The following is a 20,109-nucleotide window of genomic DNA, read 5'->3' on the forward strand; positions in this document are numbered from 1 at the left end:
CTGGAAAAAAGGGATGCCATGTTATTTAACCATTTTTTGAAGATAAGTTTCCATAAGGCCAAACAATTTGACAGGGGAGAGTTCCTTTTTATGTGGAAAAAGTTCTTTTTGTATGCAGTGAAGGTTTATGATCAGCCTTTCTTTATCAATCCAGTTGTTAAATTCACCAAGGTCCATATCCAAAGCTGCATTAACAAGGGACATGTTTTTTTCAAGCCTGGGTTTTCCCTGATTATAGATAAACTCAAAATATGCTTTTACTTTTCTGATACCTTTTTTGTCTGTCACAGGACCCTTATCATGAGTCATTTTGCAAGTCTCCTGAATGTTGTGGGCTGATTTGTTGATTTAAAAATTTTTGCTGGTTGTTTTTTTTAACAAAACGGCCTGACCTCTGTAAATGCCTCTTGTATCGGAGATATTGAAAAACAATCCTTTTTGAATTAATATTTTTTTCCCTTTCGCGGACACTCGCTCAGCATCAAAGATTACTTTTCCCATAGCAAGACACTCTCCAAGTAGATTGTTCCTTTCATCTTGGAAAGAACTCGGGGCACTTTTGAATGATGCAAGAGCTGTTTGTTCTTGATATGTCCTTTCGAAAATAAGCAAGGCTGCCCGATTGGCATAATTATAGATGTTTTCCCGAACACCTTGTCCATCATCGCGTATATCATGACTCAATATAGCTTGGGGGGCAAAGAATACAAATTCTGCTTTTTCTTCAGGGGTAAGTCCTTCCGACATTTCAAACATCGGTCTTCCATAAGTTGCCGCGAAACTATCCAGAAGATTTTGCGTATGCTGCTTGATAAATTTATTTCCAAAGTTGATAATTTCTATTCCAGATTCTTCATAAAGAATCGATCCTTGATTATTTGTTTTGAAAAGATTGTCATCTGATTTTATCATGGGTTGTTTCCAATACAAGGTTTTGTTATTCATGAAAAGGCAAAATCAACATGCACTGACCCGCCTATCTTGTTTTCTTTACAGCAAGCAACTTTTTTAGATGAACAAAAAAATCATTTCGCACATTTTGTATTTTCAAAGCTTCCCTGTAATCAAGTATAGCCTTGTCTTCAAACTTAAACCTGTCCGGTTCAACCTGTAAAGCATAAGAATTGGCCTGCCTTTTCCAAAACCATTCTGCGCTGCCGAACTGAATGTTTTTGGGATCAATAACCGTGATTTTTTTCAAATCATTCAAAAATATTCTTCCCAAATCACTGTTTTCAATGCACAAGGCAATGTAGGCTATTCTGTACTCCACTCTGATAACAGTGTCTGTAATCGGCAAGGGTTCCAGATTATAAGGATCATTCTGACCTGTGTAGACAAAATGCCCATGGCAACTTTGCAGTGTGAAACAATAAGGCAGTTTGTTAAGAGCATTGACCAGATTGATTATTGGTTCATCGATCATGTCATTGCTCAGACCGGCCAGGCATTTTTGTCTTTGATCCTGATAATGCGGGTTTGCCACTAATGCTTTAGGTTTTGTAAAGGTTTCCAACTGTACTCTTCCTGTCCATGGGAATTAATCTGTTTGATCATATCCAGATCCATGCCGGCATCAATCAGGATCAGTCCCTGGTCGTTTTGCGTAACCGATGATACCATTGATTGCTCTGGTACTCGGTCTCTTTATCTAATTTCCCGGATCTCTTTTTCTGGCAGGAAACAAATTGCTCCTAAAATGTCAATCACCGTAAACTCAAACCTGTTGCTACGGCTTTTTGCTCTACTGCTGCTACAATCTGATGAAGCCTTTGCATCACACCCTTGCGTTCATCGGAAAACATGACTGATGTCGGCAATTCTATTTTTACTGTAATTGAATATTTGCTCTGTGACTGCCATTTCCTAAATTCGGCCGGGCCTTCCACAGAAGGTGGGCAACTTGCTGCAAGCCCATAATTTGGGCAGGTATATTCTCCATTACAAAGTGCTGCCAAGTCATCTTTCACCAGAATCTTTTTGGATGATATAACAGCACAAGCACTTGCGCCAAGTCTTTCTGCTTCCTGGGTCAACTGTTCAAGGTGCTGTTTTGATATCAATTTGCCATTCTTTTTTCATTCTATTCTCCCTGTAAACCCGACGTCAATCAGGACCAGTCCCTGGTTGCTTTGTGTATCCACCATATAAACAGAACACTCATTGTCGCCCACATGGTAAATATTTTCAATAATTTGCTTCATGGATTAGCGAATAATAAATTTGTGATTTACAGTCAAGCAAGAAAATTTTTTGTCCGGATTCTGTTAACATATTTTCGGTATTCATGATAATTTGAATCTTGGTATATTTCATACAGGGATAATAAACGTTGAGTAGCCGTTTTTACTTTTTAGGATGGTCATAACTATTAATAATAGTCCTGGGCTTTTAAATTTCGCTTATATGGATATCTTTAAAGATATAGTCCACAGTGGAAAATCTTTAAAGTGTTAAAAAAGAAAAAGTGCTAATATATTTCAGTGATGTCCGGTTAGGTTTTTGCTTGCTTTAAATTTTTTTGATCTTTGACAATATTGTTCCCATTGGAATTACCCCGGTCCAGATTCTGGCCATTCATCAGTTCGTTCAAAATTGTGGTCCTCAATTGCCGGACCCTTTTGATTGATACTTTTTCATTAAACTGTTCCTGGCAGTATATGGCCATCAGTAAATATGTGATAAGGCCTCCGAGTATCTGAACCATGAGACCATACTCACTGCGGGCTATGAGATGGTAAACTTTTAAGTGTTCTTTCCACCATTTGAAAAAATTTTCAATGGTCCACCTGAGTTTATAAACACTTGCCACTTGTTCCGCCGTTAAATCATGTCGGTCTGTTGCAACATAATATTTAACCCCGGAAATCTCATAGCCGACCACCCGTACTGGATTTTTTGTCTGGTTTTGATTTGGTGTGCCAAGCAGCGTTGCGGCATCATAGAATACATGGCTGTCGGGTTTGATAGCATTTTGTTTAACTATTGTCCTGGTTGTTCTTGCTTTAATACGGCAGACAAAGTGTTTGCTCTCTTCCTGGAGGAGATCAAAATCTTTATGAGATTGATAACCCCGGTCCATGACACCAGTTTGCCCTTTAGAAAGGATGCGGCTCACAAAAGGGCGCTCTCCGCCGTTACCTTCAGTCAGGAATATTTTATTTGGAATGCCGTGATTGATATCAAATCCACAATGCGCTTTGGCCTTTTTAGAATTTTTTCTGTAGTCAGCCCAGTGCATTGAGAGTACAGCATCAATCAAACTGCCATCAATAGAGACTAAATCACCTAATTCAGCGTGAGCTTTTGGTAGCACGCCCACTGCCTGGTTATAGAGATTTTCGAAGATGAACTGTAATTGCTCAAGGCCCCGTCCATTTATTATTTCAGAGAAGCTGCTTCTGCTAATTCCACCATCGGGAGCGATGTTTTGTTTGGCAAATTCATTTTCATCCAGATCTTGAATCAGATGTCGGGCGGATTTGTGCTCTTGGAGGTGGAAGTATACCAGAGCGTTTAATTGATCTTCAAAGGTCATTTTTAATGGACGGTCTCCTCGTGAGTGTAGTTCGGGTGCAAGTGTGAGCAACTTTACCAAAGGGAACTTGAACTTGTCAAAAGTCAGGGACTGAATTTTATGTTTAGGGATTGAGATATGCGCCATGTTGGGTCTCCTTGAAAATTAAATTTTTTCAAGGCGCGCCAAAATTTTTGCGCACATTTGTCAACAAAAAAACGACAATATTGGCTATAAAATCGAACTTTTTTTCATGCAAAAAACTAACCGGACATCACTGAAATCAAATAAAAAGTATTGGCAAAAAAAGATAAGTGGGAACATTAATCGAGATGAATTAAACTTGGAAGAGATTAAAGAAATGAACTGGACCACAATTGTCATTTGGGAGTGCCAGCTTAAAAAAAAAGTTATTGATGAAACTCTTGCAATGGTTGAAAAACAGATAAAAAGGGGCATACAGTAAATACGGGAATACAAAACTCTTTATTGGAAAAAGCTTTATTTTTAATGTTTTCTATAATAAAAAATCATTAAAGTTTGGCTTAAGTGAGATATTAATAATTTATAGTTTGTTTTAGGCGGGTTTTTGAGTGTCAAAAAGCATTGTTAAAAATACTAAAAAAAAATTAGATCGTGGAACACTATCAGGCAAAGGTCCTGCGCATTATACATTCAATTCTTTCTTTGCAGGTATTGGTGGGTTTGATCTCGGGTTTGAAGAAGCGGGGATATCTCCTGCTTATCATTGTGAAATAAATAAATACTGTAATAGTGTTTTAAAAAGGCACTGGCCGGGTGTGCCTAATGGATTTGATATCAATTCGGTTGATCCGATAGAGCTTCCAGATGCGGATGTCTGGTGCGGGGGGTTCCCATGCCAAGATGTTTCTGTCGCTCGGGGATGGTTGGGTAGAGATGGTTTGAAGGGAAAAAATTCTGGTTTATTTTATCCTTTTTTAAGCCTAATTAAAAAACGTTTGCCCAAAGTGGTAATTATAGAAAATGTTACAGGTTTGCTAAATTCACACGGTGGTAAAGACTTTAAAATCATAATATCATCTCTTACTTCATTGGGATATGGAGTTGCCTGGAGGGTAATGAATGCAAGGTATTTTGGAGCACCACAATCAAGACCAAGAGTGTTTATATGTGCATGGAAAGATAATGTTCGTTTAGCATTGAAAACACTTTATGAAAAAGAAAAATCACCTACGTTGAAAAATGCACGGAAAGGGTTTTTAACATTATCTGAATGTATAAAATCCGGAGTCATCGTACCTCAAGTTGGATATTGTCTTGCAGCCACTTCTGGAAGGCATACTGGAACAGACTGGAGCAGAACTTATGTTGCATATTCAGATAAAGCGAGGAGACTTACCCCCTCTGAGTGCGAAGGGCTACAAGGGTTTCCACCAGGCTGGACCCTCCCTGAGACTAAATTTCATTTAAATGATGAAGACATTGATACACTGAGATATCATGCAATAGGAAACGCCGTTTGTGTTCCTGTTGTTAAATGGATTGCGGAAAGAATTGTTTTGGGATTATCAGGAAAATTTAATAATTTTAATGTGAAATTTACGGAACGCCATAGTGTACAGAAAAACATAGCTGATTCTTTCTTTGAATTTAACAAATCATCGGTTAAAGAATGGAATAATTGCCAGGATACCGAAACAGATAAAATTAGGTGGAAAACCGGAGGAGCTGCCTTTAAAGATTGGTGTTTCGAAAGCAAGGTATCTCCATCTCCCAGCAACCCGATAGAAACAAAATTAATCAAAGTGATAGAAAAAGGGACAATAGAAAATAAATATTTTTTAAGCCCGAATGCGGCAACAGGAATTTTACGAAGAGTCAATAAACAAGGTAGAAAACTCTTTAAACCATTATATAAAGCCTTAGAAAAATTATCATCTAAATCTAAACATTCTGAGGCGAAAAAAGTTTCATAGGAGAGTTATGTCTGATCCTGATTTTACAATTATTCGTTTAGGTAAAGATAGCGTGGCAGCCATTCATACATTAGATTCTTTTCATAATTCTCCTGACAAGCCTGTCAACTTTTCGGTAACGTGCACACAGGTTCCATTGGCAGTTGAAACCGGATATTACTGTTTCATTTGCCTTGGGTCTGATAACAGCAAGGGAGCTCCAACAGAATGGAATAAGGGATTAAGGGCTTTCGGTAAAATACTTGAGAAAACTGGTGGACCAAAATGGAAAGACAGATGGGAGATAAAAATTGAAGTTAAAGTTATTCTGACAGACTCAATTAGTCACAGAGATTTTTTAGCTAGAGCTCCCAAGGAATACTATTGGTTTTCAGGTATACCAATGATTGGTATAAGTTCATATAGCAATCAAACTGTACAGCAAATAAAATCAGCAGATGACCCTACACAAAATGTGCGAGCACTGTTTTCTGGCATATCGGCAGTTAACACAGAATTTAAAATTCAAATTCAAAAGCACTATAATGAGTTGTGCTATCTTTTTGATTATGAAACTCCTGAGGAGAAATATGAAGGGCAGGATTCTCCTGCGGAATATTATGGCTGGGATGAATATCCTCTAGATTCTGTTTTTGTCCGTAAAGAGCAACGTACAGTTAATGAAGTTGTAAAAAGAATCAACAAAGGACGATTCGTTCTTAATCCTGACTTCCAAAGAGATTTTGTCTGGGATCTCAAAAAACAATCAAGGCTTATTGAATCATGCTTGATGCGTATTCCCCTGCCAGTTTTATATGTTGCTGAAGCTAAGGATGGAAAAATTATCGTTGTTGACGGCCTTCAAAGGTTATCTACATTCACAAATTTTTTGAATAATAAGTTTGCTATTAAGAACATCAGTCCAAACCCCAATGAAAGCGGGGGGAATGGATTTATTGGAAAACGATTCAAAGATTTGTCAATAACATTACAAGAACGTATTGAAGACACCCAATTGACATTGTACATCCTTGACGCTAATGCCCCTGAGAGAGCCAAACTAGATATTTTTGAAAGAGTGAATAGTGGCGAAATTTTAACACGCCAGCAAATGCGTAACTGTCTGTTTACTGGCCAAGCAACAAAATGGTTGAAGAAGGCTTCAAAAAGTAAATCCTTTTTAAAAGTGACCGATGGCAGTATATCAAGCAAAACGATGAGAGATAGAGAGGTAATAAATAGATTCTGTGCTTTTCATCTTCTTGGAACGGACCATTATACTCAATCCGATATGGACGGATTCCTGGCCCGAGCATTAGAAAAAATGAATACTCTGAATGAACAAGAATTGGATGAGCTCTTTCAGATTTTTGAGCATTCTATGGAAATGAACTATGTTCTTTTTGGAAGACATGCATTTAGAAAGTCATTGTCTGCAAAATATCAGTGGTCTGCGCGATCGGTTATTAATATTTCTTTATTTGATGTTTGTTCAGTTCTTTTATCTGACATAGAAGAGGATTTAATAAAAACCAATTCTGATAGTTTGAAGAGAGCTATTAAACATTTGTTTGAAGATTATGAGTTTATCCAGGCGATTACTATTGGAACTAATAGTGTTAATAAAGTTAACATCCGTTTCAAGAAAATGAGAGATGCAATATCGGAGATTATATAACAATGCTTTCCAATATAGGTATAAAAAATTTCAAATGTTTTGAAGAGCTTTCATTGCCAGTTGCCCCATTAACTTTGCTTACAGGTTTTAATGCTGCTGGAAAATCTACTACTTTGCAAAGCATTTTACTCTTAGCCCAGTCACTTAGAGCTGGGAGTAGAAAACCTGAAATTCCCTTAAATGGAAAGTTGGTTCGATTAGGGCGTCCAGGTGAAATCTTGAATAAAGGAGCTGGTAACATAGCGATCTCTGTTGAAGATAACTCTGTAGCTGTAAAATGGTCTTTAAGCTCGGGTGACCGTAGAGGGGGAATAAATATGGATATCTCACAAATATCTGTAAAAGATTCCAGCGGTATTAAACTATACGATCAAAATCAAGAATTAAATTTACTATTGCCACCTGATGTTAGTAAAAATGCTTCTAACCTTTCAAAAAATTTGATGGAAACTGTATTTCTTAGTGCTTTAAGGATAGGTACAGAGGATGTTTTTCCTTCACCAGAAGAATTTTTACCAATTCATGCAGATGTTGGTGTCCGAGGTGAGTTTGCGCCATGGTTTTTCCATCAGTTCTCTGATTATGAGATTGATAAAAAACGATGTAATACTTCTGATGAAGCCGTAAACCTAAGGAGACAGTTTAATGCGTGGGCAGGAGAGCTTTTTCCCGGAGCTCAAGCTAACACAGAAACTGTCGAGAAAACTAATTTAATTCGGTTAGAACTCCGTGTTAGCGAAATTAGCGAGTGGCGTAGGCCATCGAATATTGGATATGGACTTACATATGCTTTTCCTATTATTGTGGCAGGGCTTCTTGCGAAACCAGGGCAAATATTGATCATTGACAGCCCTGAAGCACACCTGCACCCTTTTGGTCAATCAAAAATGGGACAATTCCTTGCCACGATAGCTGCATCTGGTGTTCAGCTGATAATTGAAACCCATAGTGATCACATTCTTAATGGAATAAGGCTTGCCGTTAACAGGGGCATAATTGAGCCTGAAAAAACTATATTTCACTTTTATAATAGTCCTCATGTCATCGCAGGCGGTGCAGCTCAAGTACTTACGCCTTTAATCAACGCAGAAGGTAATCTCAGCGAATGGCCTGAAGGTTTTTTTGATCAATCTGAAAAGGATATGGCTCGGCTTGCAGGATGGATTTGATGGAATGGCATGTAAATGATATGTCGATAGATGGACAATTCAAGAGTCATGTTGATTTTAAAGATATACTGGAACCCTTGCTAAAATTAAGATTTTCAGAACCATATTTATACAACCATTTTTACTGTTCTCAAGGAATCTCACAATGTATTGCTTCTGGAGCTAAAAAAGTTCAAGAAGTGATTTTAGAAACTAAAGACACAAACTATAGAAGAATGGCACTTTCATGGCTGACTAATGGCCCATTTTGGAATGAAACACGCCTGGGATATGAAAATGATTTGTTCACATTTCAGAATGAAGATGTTACTGATCAAGGCCTTGGAGAATGTACCCGTAGAATGATGGGTGGTGTCTTTTCTAATGTTTTCAGTTTTATTGGTAGCCGATTCGAATTCGATACTAGCCCCTTAACAGTCATTAATGGCATTGAGGATGAATTTTGGGGTAAATATGAAGTAAAAAATTTTTGGGAGTTAAAGCAATTAACAGAGGAAATTCAAAAGCTTAAACCGATTAAAGAATATAACAATTGGTCAGATGTAAAGGAGGAAATAAAAGGAAGGTTTCCCAGTCTTCATTTTTCTGATAATGCTATGGCCCCAATTGGAACAACACCATTTAGTAAATATATTGCAGAGAGGATTTTTATCTTACTTGATGTTCTAAATTCTATTGTAAATTCGACCGGGGAAAATGGAGAGTTGAATCAGGAAGGGGCAGAGCTACTTGCGAATCATTTTGTCGGTGAAAAAGCATGGTTCACGGATGAGTCATCTAAAAACAAAAGGAATTTCAAAGAAAGTTTAACTTTTAAAGATCCATCTTCTTTGGATAAAACTATCTTTTGCCCATGGCATGGAAAAATTAAAGTAAACCAAATCCGTATCCATTTCCAATGGCCTCGCCCTGCCAATCAAACTAACATTAAAGTTGTATACGTTGGTCCTAAATTGACAAAAGAATAAAACTGGGCATAACGCTGTTGATCCGAAATTATACAAACCTTTGGATGCATAATAAAATTCGCTTCACAGGATAAGGGCATTTAGTTTTGCAAAAAAAATAGCGAGGACTACCTTTCGTCCAAGTCCCGTTTATTGGAGGATAACAGCCCCAGACTTTCCCTGTTATTGAATGCTGTTTTGAAATAGGCATAGACTAATGATCATACCATTATTTCCCCTTTAGGTTCTATTTGACTTTTTGTATTCGATCGATTACATATTATATATGTATACGGTTAAAACATTACCCGAATTTGACAAATGGCTTAACAGCTTGAAAGACCGCATTACACGGCTTCGCCTAAGCCGCCGCCTTGATAAAGCACAGCGTGGCAACCTCGGTGATGTAAAACCAGTGGGTGAAGGCGTCTTTGAAATGAGGGAATATTTCGGTCCAGGCTGGAGAATGTACTACGCCAAGCGGGGTGAAACTCTGATCGTCATGCTTGGTGGGGGAGACAAGGACAGCCAGGAGAGCGACATTGCCAAAGCTAAACAGCGGGAAGCCATTTTGGAGGATTGAACCATGAAAAAACGAATTACAGATCTGCCGGATTTTGATATGGCACAACAGCTTAAAAATGAGGAAGACATTGCTGCTTACATCACTATGGTGATTGAAGACGGTGATGCCTCCGAGCTGGCCCACGCTCTGGGGGTCGCTGCCAAGGCACGTGGTATGAGCGAAGTTGCCAAATCTTCAGGAATAACCCGTGAAGCCCTGTATAAAGCGCTTAAACCAAACGCTAAACCTCGATTTGACACGATTAATAAGGTCTGTGCAGCCCTTGGCGTTCGTCTGATAGCTCAGCCTGCCAACCCTCATTGAGCCTTAAGATATAAAATTTAGCGAATCAAACCGAGATGTTTGAGGCGAGGACTAATCGTCTGAGAAGCTCCGTTTTTTAGGCGGTATAAGACCAATAAGCATACACAATAGCGGGCTGATATAAAAAAGCGTATAGATCATGCTGATTAAAAATTTATTCAGATACTGGACTTACCAGGTGTTTTTTCCTGGAACCGTTTTAAGGGAAAAATACGAAGCCTTTAAGACCTTACTGGAATATGATAAGGCTGCCCATGAATTTATGGCAACCCTGGAAGAGATCTATTATACCCCTAAAAAATGTGATTTCCAGGCGGTTGTAAAAAATTATGATCAGTTCAGCCATGCGGTTTCAGGAATGGTTGACGCGCTGTTAAGCATTTGCCCGTCACGCTATTGGAGTCTGAAAGACTATTATAAGAAATTTGATTTTTATAACCGGTTTATGCTGGCTCCGCCGGAGTTTGAATTTTCTCCTCCTTTTACCATCTCCTTTGACAAGGCCGGATCATTTGGTGAAGCTGTTGCAGGCAACAAAGCTTTTTGCCTGTCCCAAATCAACCGGGATCTTCACCTGCCAACACCAAAAGGGTTCGTCATCACAACTCAAGCGTTTCATTATTTTATGGAAACCAATGACCTGCGCCATCCGATAAACGAACGACTGGCCTGCCTGGATATCAGTGATGCGTCTTCCCTGGAACGTATTTCCCGTGAAATTGAGGCCTTGATCTTGAATGCAGATGTGCCCGAAGATATTGTCATGGCAGTGACTGATGCCGTAACCGCCCTTGATTCTGGAAATGGGAGTGATTTAAAGATGGCGCTTCGAAGCAGTGCTGTAAAAGAGGATGGCAAAGCCTCGTTTGCCGGTCAGTATCAGACCCTTTTGAATGTTGATAAAACAAAAATTTTAAACGGGTATAAACGTGTTATTGCAAGCAAGTATTCGGCTTCAGCGCTTTTTTACAGGATCAGTCAAGGCATCCTGGACGATGAAACCCCTATGGCGGTACTGGTGCTTGAAATGGTTGATTCAAAAGCAGCCGGTGTTTTGTATACCGTGGATATGGATGATTTGTTGTCTGAAAATTTGATGATCCATTCGGTTCAGGGGCAGGGCGGGAAGCTTGTGGAAGGGGAGGCAGTGCCGGATGTAATCACGGTATCGAAAAAAGATTTGGATCATATTGTCAGCATCACGCCTGCTGCCGGAGCGGGACAAATAATTTTTGATGCACAAATTCAACCCGGAAAGGAAGGTCAGTATCCAGCAGGCAAGCGTTTTTTTCTTGATAAAGCCACTGTTTTAACCCTTGCCCGATGGGGGATGCTGCTGGAAACCCATTTTAATTGCCCTCAGGATATTGAATGGTGCCAGGACAACTCCGGCAAATTATTTGTCCTTCAGTCCAGGCCTTTGAACAGTCCTTTGAAAAGTTCCCTGAACAAGACTTTGACCAAGTCTTGCAAAACGGCAAAACCGTACCCGCCCATTGAAAATAAACTTCTTTGTTCCGGCGCAGAATCCGTCTGTCCTGGAATAGGGTGCGGCAAGGTTTACCGGCTGAATCAATTGTCAGGGTTAAGCCAGGTTCCGGCGGGGTCTGTCCTGGTTGTCGAACATGCCTCTCCTCAAATGGTTACAGCCATTCATAAGGTGGCTGCCATTATTATCGGCAGGGGAAGCCGTGCCAGCCATTTTTCATCCATTGCCAGGGAGTTCGGTGTTCCGGCCATTGCCAATGTGACCCATGGGTTTCATGACCTTGTTCAGGGTCGCCGGGTAACTGTGGATGCGGACAGGGGAATGGTATACGATGGGGTCGCAGTTTCTTTGACGGAAAAGGCCGCCTTGTTGAAAACAGATTTTTTTACGGACAGCTCTTTTATGGCCAAGCTTCGTTATGTGATTAATTTTTCAGCCAAGTTAAAACTCACAGATCCCGGTTCCAGGGATTTTGAGCCCGAAGGCTGCAGATCCCTTCATGACATTATCAGGTTTGCCCATGAAACAGCTGTCAAAGAGATGTTTTTGTCCGGCAATCGAAAAGGCAGCCGGAAAAAAGGGGCCAAAAAACTTATCTTTCCTGTCCCCATGCTTTTTTATGTTCTTGATGTGGGCCGTGGAATCAAACCGGATCAGAAAGACAAAAAAAACATACGGCCGGAAGATATTTCAAGCATTCCCATGCAGGCGGTATTAAAAGGGCTTTGTGATCCGGGCATCTGCTGGTCTGAAACCACTCATTTTGATTGGGAATCTTACGATAAAATTGTTATGGCCGGCGGCATTATCAGTGCTGATGATGCACAGTTTGGCAGCTATGCTGTTGTGTCAAAAAAGTATTTGAATGTAAATTTCAGATTTGGATATCATTTTGTCATCTTAGATACCATGTGTTCGTCTTGTGAACAGGATAATTATATCCTTTTCAGATTTTCCGGCGGCGGAGGAACGTCTGCCGGAAGGAGCCTGCGGGCCGGTTTTATCAAGGGGGTTTTAACCCGGCTGGGATTTATGGTCGAGATCAAGTCAGATTTGATTGATGCCGAGTTCAAAAACGGATCATTGCCCACAATGAAAAAAACACTGGATACGGTTGGACGTCTCTTGGGTGCCACAAAACTCATGGATATGTATTTGAAGGAAAACATGGACATGACATGTTTGATAGACGAGTTTATGGCCGGCCGGTATGATTTCAGATCCGCCATTAATAAATAATGATACAATTGAAAGGAGGCTCAATGTCAGCATATCCATTAACATGGATCACAGACAGCCTTGCCGTGGGATATGCCCCCATGTCCTATGCCCAGCTGGATGCCATAAAAGCTGCTGGAATCAATGCCATTGTAAACCTTTGTGCTGAATTCAGCGACCTGCATGACATTGAAACCGCTTCAGGCTTTGAGGTTTATTATCTTCCTGTCTGGGATGAGGATGTCCCCAAAATGGAAGACATGGAAAAGGCACTTGCCTGGCTTGATGAAGCCATCTATCTGGGAAAAAAAGTGCTGGTGCATTGTCGGCACGGTATCGGCAGAACCGGAACTTTTGTCACCTCCTACATGATTCGAAGAGGCATAGGGCTGAAGGCTGCTGCAAAAAAATTAAAGTCCTCCAGTGCAACTCCCTCCAATTACGGCCAGTGGAAATTGTTAAAGAGGTATGGTAAAGCTTCGGGTATACTGACAATCCGGGAGCCTTCCCTGGAGTTTAAAAACAGGGTTGACCTGACTCTTTTCTTTTCCGAGTATGAATCCTTGATCAAAAAAATTGATGCAGAAGTTGATACGCAATCCAGGGCGAATCATCCTAAATGCGGCAGAGGAGATCAAAGCTGCTGTGTTAAAGCCTTTGATCTTCAATTTGTTGAAGTGGTTTATCTTCACTCCAAAATAAACAGACAGTTTGCATCTGCTCAAAGAGAGAGGCTCATCAAAAAGGCGGTTGCTGCAGCAAAAAAAGAGGGTGCCCTATGTCCTCTCAATGATGGTTTGGGATGTGAAATTTATGAGATAAGACCGGCACGATGCCGGATTTACAAGGCACTTGAATTTTCAGCAGACAAGCAAGAGATTCGGGAGATGCTGTTTGAACTCTCCCAATCCTTATTTCTGGCCTTTTCCGGCAAGTTTTTGCCAAACGCCGACTTTACCTTTTCCTTGGCAGACACGGTTTCGGGAAAATTTGTTCAAACCTATTTTCATTATATGGCCGGCATTGAAAAAAAATCTCATGAAGTGTCATGAAGCCTTGTAATGCTTCATAAAACTTTAAGAACCTCTTCCACCTTGTCTTCCAGTTCATCCTTGTCAATGGGTTTTACGCAGTATTCGCTTGCACCCAGTTTTAAACATTGCCTGGCTGTCTCAATGGTGGGATAGCCTGTCAGCATGATCACCTGGATGGACGGTGACCGTTTTTTCAATTCCTCCAGCACCTCAACGCCGCTCATTTTTTTTAACTTGATATCCAGGATGGCCAGATCAACCGGATTTGTTTCCACAAAGGCAATGGCATCTTCTTCTTCCGTAAAAGCAAATACGGTATGTCCTTTTCTTTCAAGAATTCGTTTGATCAGGTTGGCTGCATCCAGTACATCATCCAATGCGAGAATATTCGCCATTCAACTCTCCTTTTTTTCGATTTAAGCCGGAGGGCAATACCACAATAAATTGACTTCCTCTGTCGTTTTTTTCGCCTGATAATGGAGGAGAAAAAACATTTATGGTTCCGTTATGCTCTTTTATAATCCCGAATGTCACTGACAAGCCCAGGCCGGTTCCCTGGTCCGGGCCTTTGGTAGTGTAAAAGGGTTCAAATATTTTTTTTATATTTTCTTTTGCAATCCCATGGCCTGTATCTGATATGGATATTGTGATTTCGTTTTGTGTCTCCCCGGCTCCTGTGTCAACACAGATGCTGCCGTCTTGTTGGATGGCATCAAATGCATTGTTCAACAGGTTGATAAAGACCTGTTTGATCTTTTCCTTATCGCCTCTCATCAGTAAAGGGGTTTTATGATATTTGCGCATTACCGTCACATGACTCAAGGAAAATGTATGTTCAGCCACTCCTAAAACTTCTTCCATGGCCTCATTTATATCAAATTCACTGATAATGCTTTCACTGGACCGGGAAAAATTCAACAGATCCGCAACAATTTTGGAACAGATTCTGGTTTGCTTGACAATGGTTTTTACATCTTCATGAATTTGTCCTTTTTGCTCAATATCTTCCAGCAGCAGTTGGGCATATCCGAGGATAATGCCAAGTGGGGTGTTGATCTCATGGGCAACCCCTGCGGCCAGACGCCCGACAGATTCCATTTTCTGGGCATGGGTGAGCTGTTCCTGGACAGCCTTGAGCTGGGTGATATCCCTGCCACTGCAAACAAGCCCTTTTACCCGGTCTGTTGATTCCCGGACAGGGATTTTTACAACATGCAGCCACCTGGACCCGTTTTGGCCGGACAGCCTGTTCTCCTTGGTAAGGGGAAGGCCTGTTTCAAGCATGAGTTGATCCTCTTTTTCGTACAGTTTTGCCAGTTTGCCTGCAAACAGATCATTGTTTTGTTTGCCGATAATTTCGTTTTTATTTTTGTTTAGTATTTCACAAAAAGCCTTGTTGACGGATATATACATGCCCTTATGATCCTGCAGGGAGATGAAATCCGGTATGGCATCTAAAATTGTCTGGAGCAGGGCTTTTTGTTCGTTTAAAATGCTTTCAGCGCTCTTCAGGTCGGATAGGTTTCCTTTCAAGGATAATGTCATGGCATCAAAGCTTTCAGCCAGGCTTTGAATTTCATCTCCTGAACAGTTTTTATGGACTGTGCATTGCAGGCAGGAATCTATTTTTTTTGCAAATTCACCTTCAACGCATGTGGGACAAAGAGTTCCTGCCAGATACCAGCACCTGTGGTGATAATTTTTGTATGCCGGGCAGTCTTTTTTGAGGCATTGCATAATGTCCCAGCAATTTTTTTTCAGCATGGGGGCGGTTCTCACATCCAGGTTCCCCCGCAATGCCTGTTCTGAAGAGTTGTGAAGTTTTTTAATGCTTTTTGTCACGGGATTGAGCAGCAGAGTTCCGACAATAGCGGCAGCCAGTATGGTTGCGATAATGGTGACAACAGCGGAAATCATGATTTTGTTCACCGCTTTTTGAATTCGTGTCTGGAAAAGCCCTACTCTTAATGTTCCCAGCCGATTTGCATTGATGGCCACAGGCACGGCATAATCATAAATCAATTGATCACCTGTATCCAGCAGCTTCAAAGATTCCTTCTGGTGGTCCAAAACCGTGTTTGCCGTCTTGAGTGCTATGGGGAATCCCTTTTTGAATGTGTGGATGAGCGCATTTCCTTTTTTGTCCAAAACAAAGGTGTAAAAAATATCATCGCTCAATTGTACTGTCTCATCCACCAGAACTTTCATTTGCAAAAAATCCATTGCCAGCATGGGTTCGACCATACGGGCGGAAAGGTTTGTGCCTATGGAACTTCCGCGGGTTTTTATCTCTTCTGTCAAAGCGTCTTTCATGACCTGGCTGACCCAGAAGAAAAGCACAAGGCCCTGGATCAGGAGTAAAGCAAAAAGGCCCAGATATATTTTGCCGCGAAATCCCGGTTTCATTTATCCTGTCATTTCCTTATTCCTCAAGGTTTATGCCCACCCGGTCAGCCAATTGCCGTACAGAGTTGAAATCAGAATCAATCGAGCCCATCACCCGAATAAAATTGGCTGCTTCCAATATATCACGATGTGTTTTGTGGTTGAAATCCAGTTTTTCAAGGGCTTGTTTTAACTTTTGCACGATTTGTTTGTCCAGGTCTTTTCGTGCGGCATAAACCCAGCCCGGATAGGGTTTTGTCACTGAAATAATCCGTATTTGATTGATATCAATTTTATCGGACATCACATCCAGAGAGCCTTGCCGAATGGTTCCCATATCATATTTGCCCGCATAAACCGAAAGAATGACCTTTTCTTGTTTTCCTCCGGGGCCTGGCGCAAAAGCAATCTCTTTAAAATCTGTTTTCCGGATGCCATGATCAATGAAATGACCCAGGGGATACAAATACCCTCCTGCTGATGTTGAATCAACGGCAATCCAGCGTTTTTGGCGGCAATCTGCCAGGTTCTGGATGGCGGTATTATCTTTTCTGCAAATAATCTGACCTCTGAATTTATCTTTTCCCGCCGGCTCTACAATGCGTGCAAAAGCCCTTGCTCCATATCGATGGGCAATTTTTACATAAATAAACGGATTGGAATATGAGATGTCAATTTTTTTCTGGCCCACCATTTTCATGTGTTCGTCAAATGTGTCCGGAAAAATTTGTCGGATATTTAATTTGGTTTCTTTTTGTAAATACTGAACCAGAGAATGGTGGCGCATATAGGATTCTGTATGGGAATACTGGGGAAGATAGGCATAGGTGACAACACCGGGTTCTTCCTGGAGTGTCACCTGTTCTGTTATCGTTAAATCAACTGTAACCGCAGACTCATTCTCTCTACAGCCTGAGAATAATAAAAAGAAAAGAAATACGCCCCATACATATTTCACAAACATAACTCCTTTGTGATTGTTCTTTACCCTTATGATGAATCAAGCATACCATAAGGATAATGGTTTGACTAAAATTAAATCAGCTAAACCGGTAATATAAGCATATTGCTAAAGGTATAGTGCTATGGTGGCGCATGTTATAACAGAATAGATAACTTTTTGCTGATGCGGTCAGCAGCGGTTTTGGTTTGTTCGATAATGATCTGTATCTTTTTGTCTGACATGGATGCTTTGAATCCAACAACCCAGATCGCAGGGGTATAAGCACCACACCTTTTAATAGGGGCTGCCGCCGCCCTGACGCCTAAAATATATTCTTCGTCATCAGTTGCAAAGCCGTTGTCTCGAACTTTTTCCAATTCTTTTGTATACTGATTTTTATCCATAATAGTATTAGGCGTGAATTTGACCAATGGATTTGAATCCAGGTATTTTTTTAAATCCTTTGGTTCCATCAAAGATAAAAAGGTTTTCCCGATGGCCCCGGCTACCAGTGGAAGGGATGTTCCAATAGGAGAGGATATTTTAAGATCTTTTCTGGATTCAACAATATCGATGATCGTTGCGCTGTCACCATTTCTGACCCCCAGGAAAACAGACTCCTGGCACTGCTCCATCAGTTCCTCCATGATGGGTTTGGCAATATTTTTAAAATCAATTCTTTCATAGGCTGCTTTTCCAAGTTCCATGAGCGTAATGCCGATGGTGTATCGTTTGGAAATGGAATCACGGATGATGGCTCCCTGATCCTCTAAAGCAGCGGTAATGCCGTGAACCGTGCTTTTGCTTATGTCCAGACGGTTTGAAATTTCACTGATCCTTAATCCTTGAGAGCTTTTTGAGATGGCATCCAGAATAATAAAGGCCTTTTTAACAATTGGTGCTTGATATTTTTTTGTCATTGTTCGCCATAATGAATTTTTATTTTATATAAACAGTTAAAATCAGCTTGACAATCGTATAATATTATTAACGGTACCCGTGGTCATTATTATGAATTTTAAAAAAAAGCAATAATTAATTATGAACACAAAAAATACAAAAGGGGCTATTGCCAAGATAGTCTGGGGAGATAACAAGGCTTTGAAGGGAAAAATCCCCATAGGATTCGGCTAAATGTTTAATTGCACCCAGTAATTGTCAATGCCATACGGATGCTGAAATAAATGCTTGCTGGAAGCTTATGATAGAGTTCAAAGGCTTTTGGGTGATGACTGATTTCGCAAAAAACAGTAAATAAATGTTCCCTTTTAGGGGGGGGGGCTGAGGCCATCGGCTCTGCGGTTGGAGTATCACTTGCTCTGACAAGAAAAAACGAGAAAAAAATCAAAAACAGGTGGTTGACCGTGTGCGAGATTATCTTTTTCGTGAGGCAAAAGTGTGATTGAATGACGTAACAGCTATGAACCCTGGCTATGGTATTTTTGATGGCATCGGGGGTCCTGAATCAGAACTCGAGGGCCAGCTTTTTGCTGATTTTTTCAGCTGCAAACTGTGTCTGCTCGATAATGGCGGGCATCTTTTTATCCGACATGGATGCTTTGAAACCGACAACCCAGAGGGCAGGAATGTGGGCGCCGTATTTTTTGATGGGGACGGCAACGGCACGGACACCGGATAGATATTCTTCATCATCCTTGGCAATGCATGACTGTCTGACCTTTTCAAGTTCTTTGACATACAGGTCGGAATCAATAATAGTGTTGGCGGTGAATTTTACCAGGGGGTTGGCATGCATATACTTTTCAAGATCATGGGGTTCCATCTGGGATAAGAACAGTTTGCCCACGGCACCGGCCATTAACGGCAGGGTAGTGCCGATGGGAGAACTGATTTTAAAATCCCTCCTGGATTCAACAATGTCGATCACAGTGACTTGCTCGCCGTTTCGGACGCCTAAAAAAACCGATTCCTTGCACAGCTCCATCAGATCTTCCATGACCGGGCGTGCAATGTTTTTAAAATCGATCCGTTCATAGGCGGCTTTGCCCAGCGTCATAAGGGTAAGACCAATGGTGTATCTTTTGGATACCGAGTCCCGCACGACGGCACCCATATCTTCCAGGGCGGCCGTAATGCCGTGAACCGTACTTTTGCTGATGTCAAGACTTGAGGAAATCTCACTGATTCGAAGTCCATGGGTGTTTTTAGATATGGCATCCAGGATGATAAATGCCTTTTTAACAATTGGGGCCTGATATTTTTTTGCCATCGTTCACCATAATAACTTGTCTAAATGATACCGAAATATAAAGGCCCCATTAAATTAAATCAACATAATGGGGCCTTGTGTTTTTCAACCGCTCTCAAAAAATCTGATTAGGATCGTTACAAAAAATCAAGTTGTTTTTGAGTCGGTCCTTAAGCAATATGTTCTTCAAGAAGCGCTGCCTGTTTCTTTACCGTTGACAGGCGAAACGCAGCCTCTCTTTTCTTCTCGATGCTGACATCGCCGCTGTCTACAAATTCAATTGCATTTACGTCACAGAATCTGACACACTGGGGGTCTCCGTCACAAAGATCGCATTTGGCCACTTCTCCGTCGATGGCATTGTAGTTCATGGCACCGAAAGGACAGACCGAAACACAAGTCCGGCAGCCGATACAAACGTCGTAATCCACTTCGACCCGATTCAGCTCTTCGTTGCGGGATATGGCGTTGACAGGGCAGGCGTTCAGGCAGGGCGCGTCCTGGCATTGTTGACAGGAGACAGGCACGTAAAGGCCCTCCATCTCCCACTTCATCACGCGGATGCGGCTTCGGCTCGGGTTGGATGCGCCGTGATGCTTCACCGCACAAACCTGTTCGCAAAGCCTGCATCCAGTGCATTTTTCATGATTGATCAATAAAACCTTGCTATTTGATTGCATTGTGTTCTCCTTTT

21 protein-coding genes and 1 pseudogene are annotated in these 20,109 nt (G+C 41.0%); 8 read left to right on the top strand and 14 right to left on the bottom strand.

Annotated features, from left to right (window positions below):
* Positions 1–21 precede the first annotated feature (21 nt).
* The 7 genes from TOL2_RS02240 to TOL2_RS02260 all read right to left on the bottom strand — a co-directional run bounded on the left by TOL2_RS02240 (position 22) and on the right by TOL2_RS02260 (position 3,664).
* The gene (locus TOL2_RS02240; RefSeq protein ID WP_014955933.1) at positions 22–309 is read right to left on the bottom strand and encodes a hypothetical protein; all 288 of its coding nucleotides are present in this window, start codon (positions 307–309) and stop codon (positions 22–24) included.
* A gap of 39 nt (positions 310–348) precedes the next feature.
* Positions 349–912, bottom strand: a complete 564-nt coding sequence (locus tag TOL2_RS02245; RefSeq protein WP_014955934.1) for an MEKHLA domain-containing protein — start codon at positions 910–912, stop codon at positions 349–351.
* Between the two features lie 64 nt (positions 913–976).
* Positions 977–1,516, bottom strand: coding sequence for a hypothetical protein (locus tag TOL2_RS02250; RefSeq protein WP_041279207.1), 540 nt, complete (start codon positions 1,514–1,516; stop codon positions 977–979).
* The gene (locus TOL2_RS25180) at positions 1,486–1,623 is read right to left on the bottom strand and encodes a hypothetical protein (RefSeq protein WP_193787653.1); all 138 of its coding nucleotides are present in this window, start codon (positions 1,621–1,623) and stop codon (positions 1,486–1,488) included. The genes TOL2_RS02250 and TOL2_RS25180 overlap by 31 nt, the downstream gene beginning before the upstream one ends.
* 83 nt (positions 1,624–1,706) lie before the next feature.
* Positions 1,707–2,063 (bottom strand): DUF2284 domain-containing protein, encoded by a 357-nt coding sequence (locus TOL2_RS02255; protein ID WP_014955936.1) that lies wholly within the window; start codon positions 2,061–2,063, stop codon positions 1,707–1,709.
* Between the two features lie 15 nt (positions 2,064–2,078).
* Positions 2,079–2,204, bottom strand: a complete 126-nt coding sequence (locus TOL2_RS25730) for a hypothetical protein (protein WP_269764189.1) — start codon at positions 2,202–2,204, stop codon at positions 2,079–2,081.
* Between the two features lie 290 nt (positions 2,205–2,494).
* On the bottom strand, positions 2,495–3,664 hold the full coding sequence (locus TOL2_RS02260) for an IS4 family transposase (RefSeq protein WP_014955937.1): 1,170 nt from the start codon (positions 3,662–3,664) through the stop codon (positions 2,495–2,497).
* Positions 3,665–4,110: 446 nt separating this feature from the next.
* Here TOL2_RS02260 and TOL2_RS02270 point away from each other — a divergent pair, with 446 nt between their 5' ends.
* From TOL2_RS02270 to TOL2_RS02305, 8 genes are all read left to right on the top strand, one after another.
* On the top strand, positions 4,111–5,475 hold the full coding sequence (locus TOL2_RS02270) for a DNA cytosine methyltransferase (protein ID WP_014955938.1): 1,365 nt from the start codon (positions 4,111–4,113) through the stop codon (positions 5,473–5,475).
* A 7-nt stretch (positions 5,476–5,482) separates the two neighbouring features.
* Positions 5,483–7,132 carry a DUF262 domain-containing protein gene (locus TOL2_RS02275; protein WP_014955939.1) on the top strand — a complete coding sequence of 550 codons (1,650 nt, stop codon included), beginning with the start codon at positions 5,483–5,485 and terminating at the stop codon, positions 7,130–7,132.
* 2 nt (positions 7,133–7,134) lie between these two features.
* Positions 7,135–8,301, top strand: coding sequence for a DUF3696 domain-containing protein (locus TOL2_RS02280; RefSeq protein ID WP_014955940.1), 1,167 nt, complete (start codon positions 7,135–7,137; stop codon positions 8,299–8,301).
* On the top strand, positions 8,301–9,269 hold the full coding sequence (locus TOL2_RS02285) for a hypothetical protein (RefSeq protein WP_014955941.1): 969 nt from the start codon (positions 8,301–8,303) through the stop codon (positions 9,267–9,269). The genes TOL2_RS02280 and TOL2_RS02285 overlap by 1 nt, the downstream gene beginning before the upstream one ends.
* 265 nt (positions 9,270–9,534) lie before the next feature.
* Positions 9,535–9,831 carry a type II toxin-antitoxin system RelE/ParE family toxin gene (locus tag TOL2_RS02290; protein WP_014955942.1) on the top strand — a complete coding sequence of 99 codons (297 nt, stop codon included), beginning with the start codon at positions 9,535–9,537 and terminating at the stop codon, positions 9,829–9,831.
* 3 nt (positions 9,832–9,834) lie between these two features.
* On the top strand, positions 9,835–10,137 hold the full coding sequence (locus TOL2_RS02295) for an addiction module antidote protein (RefSeq protein WP_014955943.1): 303 nt from the start codon (positions 9,835–9,837) through the stop codon (positions 10,135–10,137).
* A gap of 139 nt (positions 10,138–10,276) precedes the next feature.
* Positions 10,277–12,865, top strand: a complete 2,589-nt coding sequence (locus TOL2_RS02300; RefSeq protein WP_014955944.1) for a PEP/pyruvate-binding domain-containing protein — start codon at positions 10,277–10,279, stop codon at positions 12,863–12,865.
* Positions 12,866–12,888: 23 nt separating this feature from the next.
* Positions 12,889–13,896 carry a protein-tyrosine phosphatase family protein gene (locus TOL2_RS02305; protein WP_014955945.1) on the top strand — a complete coding sequence of 336 codons (1,008 nt, stop codon included), beginning with the start codon at positions 12,889–12,891 and terminating at the stop codon, positions 13,894–13,896.
* 14 nt (positions 13,897–13,910) lie between these two features.
* On the opposite strand, the gene TOL2_RS02310 is transcribed toward TOL2_RS02305, so the two are convergent.
* The 7 genes and pseudogenes from TOL2_RS02310 to TOL2_RS25350 form a co-directional block, all read right to left on the bottom strand.
* Positions 13,911–14,273, bottom strand: coding sequence for a response regulator (locus tag TOL2_RS02310; RefSeq protein WP_014955946.1), 363 nt, complete (start codon positions 14,271–14,273; stop codon positions 13,911–13,913).
* The gene (locus tag TOL2_RS02315; RefSeq protein ID WP_014955947.1) at positions 14,248–16,284 is read right to left on the bottom strand and encodes a two-component system sensor histidine kinase NtrB; all 2,037 of its coding nucleotides are present in this window, start codon (positions 16,282–16,284) and stop codon (positions 14,248–14,250) included. The genes TOL2_RS02310 and TOL2_RS02315 overlap by 26 nt, the downstream gene beginning before the upstream one ends.
* A 16-nt stretch (positions 16,285–16,300) precedes the next feature.
* Complete coding sequence (locus tag TOL2_RS02320) at positions 16,301–17,221, bottom strand: phosphate/phosphite/phosphonate ABC transporter substrate-binding protein (protein WP_014955948.1); 921 nt, start codon at positions 17,219–17,221, stop codon at positions 16,301–16,303.
* A gap of 140 nt (positions 17,222–17,361) precedes the next feature.
* A complete protein-coding gene (locus TOL2_RS02325) occupies positions 17,362–18,126 on the bottom strand; it encodes an IclR family transcriptional regulator (protein WP_014955949.1) in 765 nt (254 codons plus the stop codon).
* Positions 18,127–18,671: 545 nt separating this feature from the next.
* A complete protein-coding gene (locus TOL2_RS02330) occupies positions 18,672–19,436 on the bottom strand; it encodes an IclR family transcriptional regulator (RefSeq protein WP_014955950.1) in 765 nt (254 codons plus the stop codon).
* Between the two features lie 149 nt (positions 19,437–19,585).
* Positions 19,586–19,957, bottom strand: coding sequence for a 4Fe-4S dicluster domain-containing protein (locus TOL2_RS02335; protein WP_232508142.1), 372 nt, complete (start codon positions 19,955–19,957; stop codon positions 19,586–19,588).
* 63 nt (positions 19,958–20,020) lie between these two features.
* Positions 20,021–20,095 (bottom strand): annotated as a pseudogene (locus TOL2_RS25350) (4Fe-4S binding protein); the annotation flags it as partial.
* Between the last annotated feature and the right edge of the window lie 14 nt (positions 20,096–20,109).

Source organism: Desulfobacula toluolica Tol2, assembly GCF_000307105.1.
Classification (GTDB): domain Bacteria; phylum Desulfobacterota; class Desulfobacteria; order Desulfobacterales; family Desulfobacteraceae; genus Desulfobacula; species Desulfobacula toluolica.